Consider the following 15,388-nt stretch of genomic DNA (forward strand, 5'->3'; position numbering starts at 1 on the left):
AATTCTATGCTGCAGACCTGTCCATTGCGCAAACAGCAACAGCAACCCCAAAATTACAGGGAGTGCAGTGTTCGCGAATCGGATGCGATACATGTGTCGGAACAGGGATATGAGGATTATTGATGCAACTTGGTTGCGAGATCTTACCACAGCCTCATGCAGGCAAATCGAATTCGGCGCGGGTGCCCTGACCAGAGACATGGCCACGCGACCCTGGAATATTTACGACCGCTATGAATTGGCAAGTTGACTCAACAAGGCAGCGAGCTTCGCAGTATCTACGGGCTTGACAAAATGGTGATCAAACCCGGCGGCAAGCGCGTTAACCCTGNGATGAATTGGCAAGTTGACTCAACAAGGCAGCGAGCTTCGCAGTATCTACGGGCTTGACAAAATGGTGATCAAACCCGGCGGCAAGCGCGTTAACCCTGTCTTGCTCCTGCCCATATCCCGTCACCGCTACCAATACCGCCCGCGAAGTTTCCCGTTGAGCACGAAGGTGACCTGCCAATTCATTGCCGTCCATCTCAGGTAGTCCGATATCCAGCAGGAATACATCCGGGACTATTAATCGTGCTTGCTCAAGTGCCTTAATTGAGCTGTGTTCCACAAAAACATTGTGGCCCAAGGCTTCAATAAACATGGCAAGCATCTTTGCCGCATCGGTATTGTCATCAACGACCATCACGTTCAAGGTTTTTACCGGAGGGGGCTTTTCCTCGGTGGTCTGCATCCGCTTCGAGAGGTCGGTTTGTTCTTGCATGCGCGGAAGGCGAACAGTAAACCTGCTACCTTTCCCCAGCCCTTCACTATATGCAGTGATCGTTCCCGCGTGTAATTCAACCAGGCTTTTTACGAGCGCCAGACCGATGCCCAATCCGCCCTGTGATCGGTCGGGAGTACGTTCTCCCTGCGCAAATAGCTCGAAAGCGTGTCTCACCAGACCGGGATCCATGCCGATACCGTTATCCGCTACCGACATGATCACTTCGCCGCCCTCAATCTCTACACTCAAATCAATCTCGCCGCCTTCCGGCGTGAACTTCGCGGCGTTGTTCAGCAAATTTGTCAACACCTGGACAAGGCGCTTCAGGTCGCCAGTCACTAACGCAGGTTCATGTGGCACGTGCACAGTCAGTCGATGTCCCCGTCCATCGCACAATGGCCTTACCTGTTCAGTGGCATCGGCGACGATCTGCCTTGCATCCAGGTTTTGCATATCTAGCGTGACGTGGCCGCGTGTGACGATAATCGAGCTGATTTCATTTACCCGTCCCGCATCCAGATGACCCAAGCTCAGCAAATCTGCCGCAGCAGCAATCGGGGCCAGGGGGTTGCGCAGCTCATGCGCAAGCATCGCAAGAAATTCATCTTTCCGTCGGTCCGCTTGTCTTAATGCTTCTTCTGCCTTTACACGTGCAGTGATGTCTAGCTGCGCAAGTACGCCGCCAATGATCTTGCCTTCGGTGTTTCTGACCGGCGCGGCCGACATCAGGACGATTCGATGAAAGAGCGGCGTATTAAATGGCTCGATCTCAATAATGTCATGAGGAGCCTCCGTTCCACCCAGGGCGCGCGCCATAGGCCATTCATGCAGTGCCACGCGTTGGCCATGCCTTGTCGACCCGTCAGCCCACCAGCCCTTCCATTCAACGTAGTCTTTTGTGCTTTTACTCAAGGGTTGGTTAGCGCCCCATAGCTCTCTGTGTGCGGCATTGGAGTGCAGAACCACACCACTGGCATTGGCGACAACAATACCGACCGGTGTGGCTTCCAATACGGCATCAAGCCGGCTACGTTCGGCTTCCGCCCGATGCGCAGCTTCGCGTGCCTGATGTTCGCTATCGCGCAGCGCTTGTTCGTGTGCCTTATTTTCGGTGATGTCCTGAACGGTTCCATACAGAGCCGCTAACTCATTCTGATCATTGTGAACAGGTTCGCATTTCGCGTTCACCCAGATGACGTGGCCCTTACCATGATTGACCTGCAGTTCCAGGTCATAGCCTGTGCCGGATCGCATTACCCGCTGAAGAGCGGAATTCACATGTTCCCATGATTCTACCGTGAGCAGGGTGCCTCTCTGATCCGGAAAAGGCGGAACCTCACGTCCATAGATTTCGCGTATCGAATTTGAAATCTCAATTTCACCAGTCTTGAGATTCCAATGCCAGGTCCCGAGCTTTGCGAGACGATGCGCTTCCGCTAACTCGGCTTCTCTCGCCTGGATAGTTGCAGATCGCTCTTTCAGCAAGTCTGCGGCCCGACTAATCGCCAAGGCGACCTCCAAAGCTTCTTTGATATCAACTTGCGGAATACGAACGGTATCGCCGCGCCCCAGACCTACGGCCGGCGCAGTAAGAGCCGTAACCGACCGGGCGATTCGTCCTCCCATGACCCAGGCCAGAACGAGTCCAATTCCAAATAAGGTCGTCACACCTGCCACCAGAAGCAACAGGCGCTGCTTCAGGGTATCTTTGAGTGCGCGATTGGGAATACCGATTGCTACTCCCCAATTTGTGGACGGAGAACGGCTATAGGCCGTTAACACAAGCGTGCCTTCTTGTGTGGTCGAATCGAGTGTTCCCTCGGCATTATTCGTTATCGCCTGTAGTAACCTGGGGGTAGCTTTGTTTCCCACAAATTGTTCGGGCGTGTGGTTACGCCCGACAATGGTGCCCGAGCTGTCGAGGATTGCGGCAATCCAACCCGGAGGCAAGTTCTGGTTTGTCAACATGGCGTTGAAATGCCGAGGCTCCAGGCCGACGCCCAGAGAGTAGCGGACTCCACCGTCAAGAACCACGGGTACATCAACGCTGACGATTGGACGCTTCAATTGCGGTGCCATAAAGAGATCAGAGACAGCTGGTTTTCCAGTGGCGAAAACTCTTTGAACGTGCTCTCGATACGGTTGGTGCGGTGAGGGCTCGCCGTATGCGACTGAGGTGTTCAGAATAAGTTGTCCCGTTTTTTCCCTCAGGACAATATTGATACCGAAATCGAAGCGCGCTATTGCTTCACGTGCCCGATTATGGAAGCGGGCGAACTCGCCATTCGTAAGTGAATCGGCGGTGGAGAGCCCTTGGGCCAGTGCCTGCCCTCGCATTAGGTGGCTATCCACAGCTTGTACCAGGGCTCGCGCTGTGTGGAGCGTGTCTTTTTCCTGTTGAACTCGAACCTCTTGGTACTGGTATATCAGCAGCAAAGTCGCACCGATGACTCCAGGCAAGAGACAGGCGAGAACCAGGCAACTCAGGAGAGTGCGCACGGACCACTGCGATGTGAAGTTGTTCGAGGAGATCAAAGTAAATTCCTGAATTATATTCTCGGTACAGTAGTGCCTTTAGATACCTTCGGAACTTATTGTCGGTGAACGGTGCTTTCGCTCCAGCCGCCCGTTAATCTCAGCTATTAAACACAGATGTGGAAACCGTTGTAATGAGAAGCGGATACCGATTCATGGCTGCCTGGACTTTGCGTAAATGTTTGCATTCAAGTGTGACGTGCAGACAGTCGGACGTGTTGCATTTCGTCACCGAAACCATGTTTCGCGAACTTTTTATTTGCCAAAGTATCCTTGTGAATAGCTGTGCAATGCATCCTGCTTGCACGCATGCTCAGTAAGAAAAGGAGTCACCATGGACAAGCGTGAAGTCATCTCTACATTGAATGACCTGATCGAAACCTGCAAGGATGGTGAAGAGGGTTTTCGTACCTGCGCTGAAGGTATTTCCAGCGCTGAGCTGAAATCCTACTTCACCGATCGTGCGCATCGATGCGCTACGGCAGCAGCTGAATTGCAGGATATCGTCGAAGAATACGGCGGTACTCCTGAAACTTCGTCCAGCATGAGTGGCGCATTGCATCGCCGCTGGGTGGACATCAAGTCTGCTATCACCGGCAAGGACGACGAGTCTATCCTCAATGAATGCGAACGTGGAGAGGACGTGGCGAAACGAAGCTATGAAAATGCACTGGCGAAGGATTTGCCGATCGAGGTGCGTTCTGTCGTTGAACGCCAGTACCGGGGCGTGATGCAGAACCATGATCAGGTCAAGGGTCTGCGTAACCAGGCTCGCGCGCATCGCTAATCAGAAGACTCTTTACCTGTAAGGCGATCGATCAACAAGGTCCGCAGTTGAGCAAAGCGGACCTTCTCATTAATTTTCCTGGTTTAAATACTTGCCAGGCTCAGCGGGTGATGTCGGCACCAGAGACCAAAATGACTCGAACGTCGAAAAACGCTGCATCCGTTCGGTTATCCCGCCTGGAGGCATTCGTTCGCCCTTGTTATTTGTCAGATGAATCGCTTGTTTAGCTCGCGTCTTTAGGATACCAGCATACGCTTAGCTAGTTGACTATTCGGGAGATCGCAATGAACGAAGATAATCCGTGGAAAACAGAGGAATATCACGATCATGACATGCACGTTCGGGCTCAGCATCGCGTAGTTGAAAACCCGGGTATTCCCGGGCATGGCGCCCAATGGGATTTCACGGTCAAGGTGACGCCTCATGGCGCAGGACCGGATTCGGAACAGGCTACAACAGCAAAGTCAGATCCCGACATTTTTTATTCAACACAAGCCATTGCGGAGAACATGGGTTTCCTCAAGGGCCGCGAAATAATAGAAGGGCGTGTTGCCGGCGGTGCCGGTGAAAAGGGATACGACAGAACGACGCTCTGACTAAGCTGTGTAGCACACCAGAAACCCTTTTGCGGTACCAAAGTGCCGCTGGCGGCCGCCGTCTTCTTAAGAGTGAACCACTATCACTGCGTATTCCGAATGGAATCATTACAGCGCGCAATTTACGTTAACTTGGTGTTCGGTTTCTTTCAGCGCTTCACGTTACCAAGCTCTATTGGATAGGGGAAATTCTTCCGTTTACACGGAGTCATGGTCCAGGTTATTCGGCTTTTCTTATATTGTTCAAGCGCTCACAATTCTTGCCAGTCTTTGGACAATCTAAGGAATAATCATGAACGTGCAAATGCTTGCTCAGGAATTTTTTATCGCTCCTTCACTACGCGACTACCTTGAACGGCGCTTACATTTTATGTTCGCCCGTGCTCGCAAACATGTTACGCGCATCGTCGTGCGTCTACGTGACCTCAATAAGCCGCGCGGCGGTCGAGACAAGCTATGTCAAGTCTGGGTGACCTTATACCAATCCCAACCCATAACGCACCATGAGATCGCGTCTTTTTCCGCCTGCCTGCGTTGCACTCGTCGTCAATAGCCCGCTATTGACTCCTCCTGTTACAGGTTGGGATTGGTATTACCTGGGCGCCCTGAAGTGGTTATCCAGTAGATTCAGGAAGACATGTGTTACGCCATCGATAGTGCGCTCAAACGTGCTGGCTACCGCACGATGCGCATTGCTGCCTGCAAGGGTGCCCGGTAAATCGGGACAGACATGTCGAGTGCTAATAATCTTCGTTGACACCTACTTTACGAAACTTGTCACACCATACTTTCCGCATCGATGAGAGTAAACGACTGCAAACTTTTCTGCAGCAGGCCTATGCCAGCCTTGGGCGATGGCGGAAAAAGTCGTACGAAGAGGAGAGCAAGGGTTTGAGGTCAAGACAGCATATAAATGCTCATCAAGTCGTCTGCTGCGTGTAAGCTTAGGGAGTACGCTAACGGACTAAGACATTCGTCGCATGGCTACTTCGCTTGGTCATGCGAGTGTTGAGAGGAAATTCCTTGGATGCACAGTGACACAGAACTATCGATGTATCTTAAGGGATTTAACCAATACGGAAAGCCCTGAGCGCATGCGCCGATTCACTAAGTGACGCCAGCAGTTACAATGAGATTAACTTAACCTCCATCGGAGAACGCACGATGCGCACTGAAAACCTTAAGCCAACCAGCTACAACGATGGCTTCATTAACATTCCGGTGTCAAGAGTGACTCGTCAAGGCCTCCATGATCTAAAGGAAAGCATGGGTGCAGCAAGTCAGGCCGAAGTGATTGAAAAGGCGGTCGCTATATTACTTGCCATCCAAAACGTGGCACGACGCTAATACTCTTTCGTCTGATCGAGAATACTAGAGCGGATTTCATCGTGTGTACTGTCGCCTCGGTCCGCCTTGACGCGCAGGACGGCGTTGCTTGTCGCTTGTGTGGCCCGCCACACGGCACTTCCGACCCGATTCTCCGTACACCACGATGAAATCCGCTCTAGCTGGGCAAGGGAAGAGATGAAGCGCAATTTGTTGACTTCGGCTTTCTGCTTTTCATTTTCCCGGTCCCTTTCTTCGTCCTTTACGCCATCTTTGACGCTGTTGGTCGTGCGTCCAAAATCGTCGCGTATTGCGAAGCTTGCCGGTACCGACGTACCGGCGTCACATCCTTGGCGACCGGCGATAAAACGCCCCTACGGAAAGTAAGGGAAGCATTACGGTACCGACCAGCCAAATTGGTTTTGGAACAACTATGGCGGCCGCAGATAGTCGCTATTTGTTGACCTAAATCACAACGTCGTAAGCGGCAAAGCTAGTGTTCTTAAGTCGGTAGTAACCTACAAGATAGCGGCAGTACCAATGGCGAGTTATGGTGCAATGCAACTTATGGCGCAAGCCAGATCCTGCTGCGAGAAGCGTATCCGGCTGCTAGCGGATACAAATTTTGTTACACGGAAAAACGCCTACACGGTCAGGGAGTTCACGTTACACCCAATCAGGAGTAAATGATGGACAAGGCACCCGTATCGCTGGTCGGTGAAATGAGCGTGATGGACCGCTCAGGCCACAAACAGCTGAAGTGGAATACAGACCGGCTCGATGAAGTCGCAGTAGCAAAGGAAACTTTCGACAGATTGGTCGCTAAAGGTTATTCGGGTTTCGGCTCAAAGACTAAAAATGAACCGAAGCAGTTACTCAATGAGTTTGACTCGACAATGGAGGAAGTCGTCATGGTTCCGAAGATTGTCGGCGGATGATATGCATTCCTTGAACCGGACATGGCACGCGTTGTGGCGATTCATTGCAGGTTCCAGTTCATCGGATAACCGAAATGCAGACATCCGTGTCAGAGAGCGAAGCGAGCCCGGGTACAACGGTATTGCGGAGAGCGAGCATTTCGACGGCAGGTGGTTGGCTGCCCTCTGTGAACCGATCTTCGAACAGGTTCACGTAGCGCAGCGCAATAGCGAGCTGGCGCGACAGGAGGCTCTACGGAAGGACCGCCGCGCAAAGAGGCGATCCCTCACTCTTTTGCTCAAATTACTGAATCAGAAGCAACGCCAGGAGTTTCGCGAGGTCAGACATTTTCATGTGGTCGGCGGCAGAACTGGTAACCGCTATCGTATCCATGTCGGATCGATATCGAACATCGATGTCCTGCATCGTAACGGTACGGTCAGACACCGCTTGTGTGTCCAGCCCACAGGCGATGTCCCGACCTATGACGTGATGGCTGCACAGCTACTGCACTTGCAGGATCCTGACACCGAGCTGCGTTTCCTGCGCAAGGCAAACGTTCATCCCGCCCGCATTGAAAACTACACCTTTTAATGAGACTGCATACAGGCTGGGAAGAGAGGGCAGTTTATTGATGTCGGTTATTTAAAGCGTCTTTCAAAGTCTCGCCCGCTGCGTTGTGCGGGACGATCAAGGTCTCCTGGCCGTACGCCTGTACCGGCTGCGGCGACGCGCCTTGCGGTGGTCATTTAATCTTTTTTGCCGTTCCGATGCAGGCGTACAACTATTTAACAAAAAATCTGAACTAACTGCGATGGAAACCTTCGATTTCAAGAGGCATCTCTCTTCGAATACGATCCGAGAAGGAAGACACAGTCTGCAAGACGGGCGAGACCATTCGAGAGGCGCATTTCCCCCTTCATGCTGCATGAACCAACATCGATATGGCAAGGCATCCGCTCTCCAGCATGGCGTCGATGTCGTCCTGAAAAACGGGATCACGAATCTCTTATTTGGGAGTGGCTTGCTGGGACGCTGAATCGTTACGTTGCAGCTTGGGATTGGTATAACTAATCGGGCACCATACAGTTTCCATGCGGAGCAACGTCAGGTCGACAGGCTATGCGCGTTTTTGGCGTGACGATGCTCAAGCTGCGGCCCCGGAGGAAAGATGTACGTCATCGGCCTCCGATCCTTTCAGAAATGCTTAATCGGTTCAGAGGCGCTTGATCAGGGCTGCGGTGAATTCCTTCGTTGACGCCGTGCCGCCCAAATCACGGGTCCGCACCTGGTCCTGAAGCAGGGCATCGGAGATAGCGCTACGCAGACGGGCGGCGAGTTCCGGACGACCGACATGTTCCAGCATCAGACAAGCCGCGAGCATCAGCGATACGGGATTTGCCACACCTTTCCCAGCGATATCCGGTGCTGAACCGTGCACGGCTTCAAAAATTGCCGCATGCTCGCCAAGGTTTGCGCCTGGTGCCAGCCCCAGCCCTCCAACTAGTCCGGCAATTTCATCTGAAAGAATGTCCCCAAAGAGATTGGTGCACAAGAGCATGTCAAATTGCCATGGATTAAGGACGAGTTGCATAGCGCAAGCGTCGACGATCCTGTCCTCAACTTCTACCCGTCCAGCATAGTCCTGCGCTATTTCACGTGCCGCCTCCAGGAAGATGCCGGTCAGCGCCTTCAGCACGTTTGCTTTGTGAACAATCGTAATCTTCTTGCGCCCATTCCTGACGGCATATTCGAAAGCGAACCGGGCGATGCGCCGGCATCCATCGCGCGTATTTACTCCGGTCGACACGGCCACCGCACGGGGATCCGCGCCCACGGGGATGAAGTGTTCGTGGGCGACATACAAACCCTCGATATTCTCTCGAATCAGGACAATGTCAATGTTTTCATAGCGGCCGGGGATAATGGTCTTGGCCGGTCGCAAATTTGCGAACAACTTGAACTCTTCCCGAAGCCGCACATTGACCGATCGGAATCCACCGCCTACCGGCGTCGTCAACGGCCCCTTTAGCGCCAGTTTGGTGCGCCGGATACTTTCCAGCGTCGCTGCCGGCAGCGGGTCGCCTGCAGCGTCAATACCGGCCATCCCTGCGGTGCACAGCTCCCATTCGAAAGGCGAGCCCAACGCATCAAGTACCTCAACGGTCGCCTGGGTGACTTCGGGACCGATTCCATCTCCAGGGATGAGTGTTGCCATGATTCGATTATTTGGAGCTTCCACTGCTTTCTCCTCGAGTATGTTCTGCCTGCAATCCACCGGAAGTTGCATGATATGGATAGTCGGCTGTCATTTACCTTTCAGCCGGCTGAACCTCGCGACAGCCATGGTGACTTCCATAGTCACTTTAAAGCATTTGGCAAGTGAACGTCTGCTTGCATGCCCGTTGGTCGTGGAGTGTACCTCTACCCTTATACTGCCGGTTTGCCCGCTTCGCGCGAACGGGCTTTAACCCACTTTCAGGCTCGCCGTTTGGCGAGCGATTACTATGCAGTTTTAATGAGCGCAGGCAGTGGCATACTCTAGCTTATAAGCCGCCAGCCACAATTTATTCCTGCGGCGGCCCGGTCAACTTCAGGCAGCAACCAGCACTGGCTGGGTAGCGCCTTTTGCATTATTCAACAGCCGTTGATAGATCTCGTTGGAATCGCCTGACAACACCGTTACCGGTGCAGGGGTTACCTTGAAACTACATTCCTTGAATAGCCGTGTGGCCTCGATTTTCAAGGTTTTGATGTGCTCTGCGGCACGTCCCACGTCATCGGTACTGCGCGGCGTCGCAGAATGGAACACATCATCGGGCTCGGCGATGACGCCGGAGTTCATCACAATGGCGGCCATGACTGGACTTGCTTTGGTCATCGAGTACAGGAAATTCAGATACGCAGCTTTCCTGTTGTGCAGGAAATCATCCGGCGTATAGTGCGCGGCCTTGAACTCCGGCATGGTGCCACGCGATACCAGGGGAACGGTAAATGTTGGATTCTCATCAGCCGCGAGCTTGCTGCCCTTCATTTTGACGAGTGGTGCGACTGATGCGACTGATGCGACTGGCACTGCAGGCGTATTGCTCAGATTGCGCCACAGGATTTTCGCTTCGGTCAAAAACGCCTTAATGCGTTTTTCTTCAAACAAGGTGTAGAGCATTTTAAAGATGAACTCGAAACCGGCGAGCACCAGATCGGCAACCTTATTCGCAAGCGCCGCTGTGGTGGCTGTCACCGCAATGGAAATCGTGCCTTTGACAACCTTCCATGCCGCAACGGCCTGACGCTGCACGATCCCGCTGTCAATCCCTGCACGGATCAGCGCAAATGCGCCATCACTGGTCACGAGTTCAGACTGTTGCAGCGTGATGCTGCGGCGGGTCCATGCATCTTCAATCAGACTGGCAAGGCCCTGCAAAATATCAGCGCCGGCACCGACAAAGTCTCCAGCGGCTTTACATACAAATTTAAATACAACGCCGAGTGCTTTGCCGACGAGTTCAATAAGTTCAGATACTCTTCCTGGAAACTTGTCTTTCAACTTTTCGACAACCCAATTCTGGAATTTTTTGAACTGCTCTTTCAGGAATTTTTTCGCGCCACCGCCATGGGTTTGATATTCCTGATATTGCGTATATCCCACATAAACTCCACCTGCTAATCCGGCGGCGCTGCCTTCCACAACTTGCATGATTTCGGCGGCCATTTCCTTTCCCGCCTTATCGACAACGTCATTGACGCCGGGGATTACGCTCGCCGCGCCGCTCAGGAGATCGGTTTTCCAGTCCCAGTCGACCTGAATATTGGCGAGTAAAGTCAGCATCATTTTGCGCGTCATCTTCCGTGCCTCTTCATTCGAGGCGGGACTGGTTCCGCCGAGCGCATGAATGAGCCGGGTCAGGTCCAGCGTGTTCTTGATGACATTGTTGCGGTTGCGGGCATCCCGGTAATCTCCGCTGAGAATACTGGTTTCCTTGACTGTGCCATTGAGCCTGTATGTGACGCCAATATAGGTCTGCAGGGCATTCATCAGGTTTTCCGCATTACCGGCATGGGTAATTCCCTCGGCACCCGGATATTCAATCCATGCCTTGTATGCACGATCAACCCTTTGCAGGCGCTCACCACGTGACTTCGTGGTGTGCAACAGTCTGCTTGACATAAAGCCGTCCACGTTGGTCGCCGCCAGCCATGCCTCATAAGTCTGAGGGGGTTCAAACGCACATAGTCTGGTAGTTTCCGCCTCAGGGAAGGCGGCCAGAGAAAACCTGCTGCCTGCCAGTGCGCGATGGGTGGAAACGAAATCTGCGGTGAGCTGTTTGGGCATACCAAAGTGCCTCTCGAAAGAGATATGTCTAAAAATCAACCTTTCGGAAAATTCTTTTCCAATTGGAAACCTTTGACTTCAGTTTATACCAGAGGTATTTCGGCTAGTCACTTGAAAGATCTTTCTCAGCATTAAAGTTCCATGGAGCAACTTTTCGCGTTGCAGGATCGAAGTTACTTATTTGCTGCGATGCACGATACCCATCAAGTCGGGCTTTAACCAACGGAATTTCTTTCACAAATGGCCACATCAGCTCATCACGACAGCATGAGGCTTAAGCGCCTCTGCCAGTAAATACCGTTTGGCAAAAGCAACTTTGCAACGGTAATATTCGTGGATACGCCCATGACAAGAAGCAACAATTATTGCTGATTTGAACAAGAAGCGGCCGTTAAAACGGAAGCTTCAGGGGTGCTCAAAATAAATAAATCAAGCCATCGTGGCGGAGCAGGACAATGATACTTAGAAAGTTATTTGGAAAAGTCATTCCTTGCCTCGCACTGGTGCTCCTTGCATGCAACGCCTACGCGCAGCAATTCCCTTCCAGTAAAACGCTGGAGGAAGTTCAGAAAAGGGGTACCTTGCGTGTCGGTGTCAAAACCGACTTCAGACCCTATAACTGGATCAATGCACAAGGAGAGGTGATCGGTTTTGAGAGCGACCTCGCGGAACTGATGGCGGCAAGATTTGGCGTGAAACTGCAAAAGGTCAGCATTACGACCGAAAACCGTTTTCAAAAGCTTGAGTTGGGCGACGTTGACGTTTTGATTGCAACCGTGGGCGACACGGCTTCCAGGCGCCAGATCGCGACCGCAGTCGAACCCGGCTATAACGAAACAAGTGTCAATGTTTTGTTCCGCCCCGATCAAGCAGTCAATACCTGGGAAAAAATCCGCGGCAATACGATTTGTGCCTTGCAGGGAAGCTACTTCAATAAGCCAATGGCAGAACGCTATCTGCTGAAGCTACAGAACTATAAGACAGTGCGCGACGCGCATCTTGCATTGAAAGATGGCCAGTGTTCCGGTTTCCTGTATGCGACACCCGCATTAAACAACACCATTAAGCAGCCGGAATGGGCTGGCTACAAAATGCCGCTGACGCAGGCGCTGGTGACGCCACTCGCGGTATTTATCGCGCGATCCGAACGAGGCACGGAACTGGAACTCAAGCTGGGCGATATGCTTGCCGACTTGCACCGGACCGGATGGCTGATCGAAGCTAATAAGAAATGGGGTATTGAAACCACGGACTGGCTGTTGAAACAAAAAGAGCTTTGGTCCCGGCGTGAAGCATCAGGACAGTACACATGTGTCCGGAACACTTCGGGCCTCTGGTCCGCAGAATGTCGCAGTGCCGAGTACGTATCGAGTGCCGAAGTAAAGGGTCTGCAGGCCGTCGGCTTATGGATAAAGGAGCAGACCGGAATCGATCTGAACTTTATTTATGATCCCTACGACCGCACGCAGTTTTTCCAGGGCGTGTTTTACACCATGCTGTTGATCGCTTGCAGTGTCGTCATCAGCCTCATGCTTGGTATTGCGGTGGCAGTCGCGATCGATGGAAAACAGTCCTGGATGAGTCGGGTGATCTCGGCCGTCATGGCCTATGGTCGACTGACACCACCTTTGCTCATGATGTATCTGCTTTTCTTTGGATTCGGCGGCTGGCTGATGCGTGAGTTTGGCATCAAAGTCCCTGCGTTTCCGGTTGCTGCATTTTGCCTGGGGTATTACACATCGGGCCTGATCATGAGCGCATTCCTGGAGGCGGCCAAACATATACGGACATACGAACCAGCTTTTGTTCTTTCCTACATCAATCTGTCGCGGACAGCAGAATATGCAAACTGGCCGATCAAGCAAGGCCTGATCAATCTCACCAAGCAGACCATGATTGCATCGGCCATTGCAATTCCGGAATTGCTTAGCGCCAGCAGCCTGCTGATTGCAGAAAAAGGCAACATCTTCCTGATCATGACCGTATTGCTGATCACGTTCTATCTGATCACGAATATATGGACGCAAATTTTTAACTATGTAGAAAAGAAGCTGCTTTCCAGGAGTGCTAATTATGCTCACTGATACGATCATCTTTCTATTCACATGGACGCCATATTTGTTACAAGGCTTCTTATGGAACGTTTTCATTGCAGTCAGTGCAGTTGTGCTCGGTACGCTGCTCGGCGCAGGACTAGCGTGGGTTCGTGTGAAGAAAACGGGCAAACCTGCTTTTGTCGCGGGTCAGATATCTAAACTGCTGCGTGGTGTGCCGACACTTGCGTTGATCTTCTATGCTGTGTTTGTGTTTCCGGCCGAATTCACAGTCCCTGGTACGGACCTGGTCATTCATATTCCGCAATGGATCAAGGCAGTGATCGGTTTATCTGCTGCCCCGCTTGCCTTTACCTCGGAAAGTCTGGTGGTCGCTTATCGGTCCTGGTCCAAAGGCGACGTTGGCGCAGCATTGTTGTTCATTCCCACCTGGATTAACGCATTTTTGATTTCGTTTGTGGCATCGAGTGCTTCCTCGTTGGTCGGCGTTAGCGAACTGGTCAGTCGATGCAACGTCCTGATCGCTGCGACCGGCTCTAGCGTGATGATCCCGGTCTATCTGTACTGCAGTTTCTATTTCGTGATCACCGCCTTGGGATTTACCGCATTGATTCGGAAATTCAAGGATTCGAATTACATGAGCAGTCTTCATCAAAAGCTCTCCATCGCCTATCAACATCAGGTGCAAAGCAAGCACGCAGTTTAGCGCTCGCCGAAGGCCCGTTGACGCAGCAAGAGTGACGGAGTACTTCCGGCAGCCGCATCGAAGCCAGTAGACATGTAGACCATTAACGCAGCCCCGAATTATGAAAATTACGCATGTTGACTGGCTTGAAAAGACAAAAACACATTCTCTGAGGAGTGCTGATCTTAGACGCATTGATGACGCGCTGAGGGCCTATGAGGCCGCGCCATCACACCCGAGCATGACGGCGCTGCGTAAAGCGATGCACGATTACAAGAGGAAGAATGTCAGGTGGTTCTCTGATGCCCGCAATCGGTTGAAGGCATTCAGTACATTAAGTTTTTATATTTCCAGCTTGGCGGAGCCGGTTGCAAGCAAGCAGGCCTTTATCTGGTGTCCGAAGATTGACGACGAGATGAGACTATGTGGCGGCAATTTCATCTCGAACCTGCATCTGTCCGCCACCTTTTTCGAGGGCGGAAAGGAGATCCCGGACAACTTTTCTCCCAACGCCAAACTATACATTCTGGCGCACGGGCATGAACGCATGCCTTTCTTCACCTGTGCCAATACCAAATGGACAGCCAGGGAAATTACCGAAATGCTGGTAAAAGACGGGCTGAGCACTGAGATCCGCGAAATTGAACTCCTGGTATGCCACGCGGGAAATTCCGTTAATTCGATTGAGGAAGCCGACAAGCTTCTGGTGCTTGCAGCATCGATGAAAACGGCAAGCGAAAGCGAAAAAGTCAGACTTAGAACGGAATACGCAAGGATTAACGCGCTGAATACCGCTGTTCCAAAGCCGCTCCACTTTGAAAACACAGATCCGCAAAATCCCGTGGACCTCGAAAAGATGCTGTTGCCATTGGCAGCACAATTGAGTGGCGCTTTAAAAGAATATGGATTCAGCAACTTTCGCATGAAGAGCTATAAAGCCCCGGTGTCTCAGGATTCGAGTGAAAAAACCCACCTCGGCAACAACTCGGTATCGCCTGCCGGTGTCAGAATTGATCTGGAATCTCAAATAAATAAAGATGCGAAGGTAAAGCAGTATCAGCGCGAACGCGGAGGAGCCGCATCTAAATATGCGAGGGCAAGCGACTTTCCCGAATACAGCGTCATCTGGCAGTAATGCCAGCTTGCCATGCACCCGGCGAACGTGTGGCGTGCTCATGCTCTCAAGAGGGAAGACACGGAAGGATAATCAAGTGAATCGCACGTGCAACGTGGTTACATGAGAAGAGGCACCCAAACGCGATAACAACGTGGAATTCGAAAATTTCCTGAATGCGATGTTACTATTCATCGAGGTTATTCGTAGTTAGCAGTCCCAACCATCCAATTTAAAAATCAAACTGCCAACGTATGCTCCATCCTCTGGCCAG

Annotated in this window: 10 protein-coding genes and 1 pseudogene; 8 read left to right on the top strand and 3 right to left on the bottom strand. The window is 52.0% G+C overall.

Annotation, left to right across the window (positions count from 1 at the left end; translation table 11 throughout):
* Positions 1 to 332: 332 nt before the first annotated feature.
* Positions 333 to 3,103: pseudogene (locus ASE07_RS30550) on the bottom strand (ATP-binding protein); the annotation flags it as partial.
* 532 nt (positions 3,104 to 3,635) lie between these two features.
* Between ASE07_RS30550 and ASE07_RS25415 the strand changes: the two are divergent.
* From ASE07_RS25415 to ASE07_RS29180, 5 genes are all read left to right on the top strand, one after another.
* Complete coding sequence (locus tag ASE07_RS25415; protein ID WP_057293607.1) at positions 3,636 to 4,088, top strand: PA2169 family four-helix-bundle protein; 453 nt, start codon at positions 3,636 to 3,638, stop codon at positions 4,086 to 4,088.
* A 284-nt stretch (positions 4,089 to 4,372) separates the two neighbouring features.
* Positions 4,373 to 4,684: a hypothetical protein gene (locus ASE07_RS25420; RefSeq protein ID WP_057293608.1), complete on the top strand. Its 312-nt coding sequence runs from the start codon at positions 4,373 to 4,375 to the stop codon at positions 4,682 to 4,684.
* A gap of 1,164 nt (positions 4,685 to 5,848) precedes the next feature.
* Positions 5,849 to 6,031 carry a hypothetical protein gene (locus ASE07_RS25425; protein ID WP_057293609.1) on the top strand — a complete coding sequence of 61 codons (183 nt, stop codon included), beginning with the start codon at positions 5,849 to 5,851 and terminating at the stop codon, positions 6,029 to 6,031.
* 665 nt (positions 6,032 to 6,696) lie between these two features.
* On the top strand, positions 6,697 to 6,948 hold the full coding sequence (locus ASE07_RS25430) for a hypothetical protein (RefSeq protein ID WP_156397023.1): 252 nt from the start codon (positions 6,697 to 6,699) through the stop codon (positions 6,946 to 6,948).
* 274 nt (positions 6,949 to 7,222) lie between these two features.
* Positions 7,223 to 7,522, top strand: a complete 300-nt coding sequence (locus ASE07_RS29180) for a hypothetical protein (protein ID WP_156397025.1) — start codon at positions 7,223 to 7,225, stop codon at positions 7,520 to 7,522.
* Between the two features lie 622 nt (positions 7,523 to 8,144).
* Here ASE07_RS29180 and ASE07_RS25440 read toward each other — a convergent pair.
* Positions 8,145 to 9,146, bottom strand: a complete 1,002-nt coding sequence (locus ASE07_RS25440; protein ID WP_057293612.1) for an isocitrate/isopropylmalate dehydrogenase family protein — start codon at positions 9,144 to 9,146, stop codon at positions 8,145 to 8,147.
* Between the two features lie 375 nt (positions 9,147 to 9,521).
* On the bottom strand, positions 9,522 to 11,261 hold the full coding sequence (locus ASE07_RS25445) for a hypothetical protein (RefSeq protein WP_057293613.1): 1,740 nt from the start codon (positions 11,259 to 11,261) through the stop codon (positions 9,522 to 9,524).
* A 455-nt stretch (positions 11,262 to 11,716) separates the two neighbouring features.
* Between ASE07_RS25445 and ASE07_RS25450 the strand changes: the two genes are divergently transcribed.
* The 3 genes from ASE07_RS25450 to ASE07_RS25460 all read left to right on the top strand — a co-directional run bounded on the left by ASE07_RS25450 (position 11,717) and on the right by ASE07_RS25460 (position 15,135).
* The gene (locus ASE07_RS25450; protein WP_082584487.1) at positions 11,717 to 13,345 is read left to right on the top strand and encodes a transporter substrate-binding domain-containing protein; all 1,629 of its coding nucleotides are present in this window, start codon (positions 11,717 to 11,719) and stop codon (positions 13,343 to 13,345) included.
* Positions 13,335 to 14,021, top strand: coding sequence for a hypothetical protein (locus tag ASE07_RS25455; RefSeq protein ID WP_057293614.1), 687 nt, complete (start codon positions 13,335 to 13,337; stop codon positions 14,019 to 14,021). The genes ASE07_RS25450 and ASE07_RS25455 overlap by 11 nt, the downstream gene beginning before the upstream one ends.
* A 100-nt stretch (positions 14,022 to 14,121) precedes the next feature.
* Complete coding sequence (locus ASE07_RS25460) at positions 14,122 to 15,135, top strand: hypothetical protein (protein ID WP_156397027.1); 1,014 nt, start codon at positions 14,122 to 14,124, stop codon at positions 15,133 to 15,135.
* The last annotated feature ends 253 nt before the right edge of the window (positions 15,136 to 15,388 follow it).

The organism is Noviherbaspirillum sp. Root189 (assembly GCF_001428545.1).
Classification (GTDB): Bacteria; Pseudomonadota; Gammaproteobacteria; order Burkholderiales; family Burkholderiaceae_D; genus Noviherbaspirillum.

What these genes read in the sequence shown, in the direction of transcription:
- ASE07_RS25415 (WP_057293607.1), top strand. Translation starts at nt 3,636, where the DNA reads ATGGACAAGCGTGAAGTCATCTCTACATTGAATGACCTGATCGAAACC.
- ASE07_RS25420 (WP_057293608.1), top strand. Translation starts at nt 4,373, where the DNA reads ATGAACGAAGATAATCCGTGGAAAACAGAGGAATATCACGATCATGAC.
- ASE07_RS25425 (WP_057293609.1), top strand. Translation starts at nt 5,849, where the DNA reads ATGCGCACTGAAAACCTTAAGCCAACCAGCTACAACGATGGCTTCATT.
- ASE07_RS25430 (WP_156397023.1), top strand. Translation starts at nt 6,697, where the DNA reads ATGATGGACAAGGCACCCGTATCGCTGGTCGGTGAAATGAGCGTGATG.
- ASE07_RS25440 (WP_057293612.1), bottom strand. Translation starts at nt 9,146, where the DNA reads ATGGCAACACTCATCCCTGGAGATGGAATCGGTCCCGAAGTCACCCAG.
- ASE07_RS25445 (WP_057293613.1), bottom strand. Translation starts at nt 11,261, where the DNA reads ATGCCCAAACAGCTCACCGCAGATTTCGTTTCCACCCATCGCGCACTG.
- ASE07_RS25450 (WP_082584487.1), top strand. Translation starts at nt 11,717, where the DNA reads ATGATACTTAGAAAGTTATTTGGAAAAGTCATTCCTTGCCTCGCACTG.
- ASE07_RS25455 (WP_057293614.1), top strand. Translation starts at nt 13,335, where the DNA reads ATGCTCACTGATACGATCATCTTTCTATTCACATGGACGCCATATTTG.
- ASE07_RS25460 (WP_156397027.1), top strand. Translation starts at nt 14,122, where the DNA reads ATGAAAATTACGCATGTTGACTGGCTTGAAAAGACAAAAACACATTCT.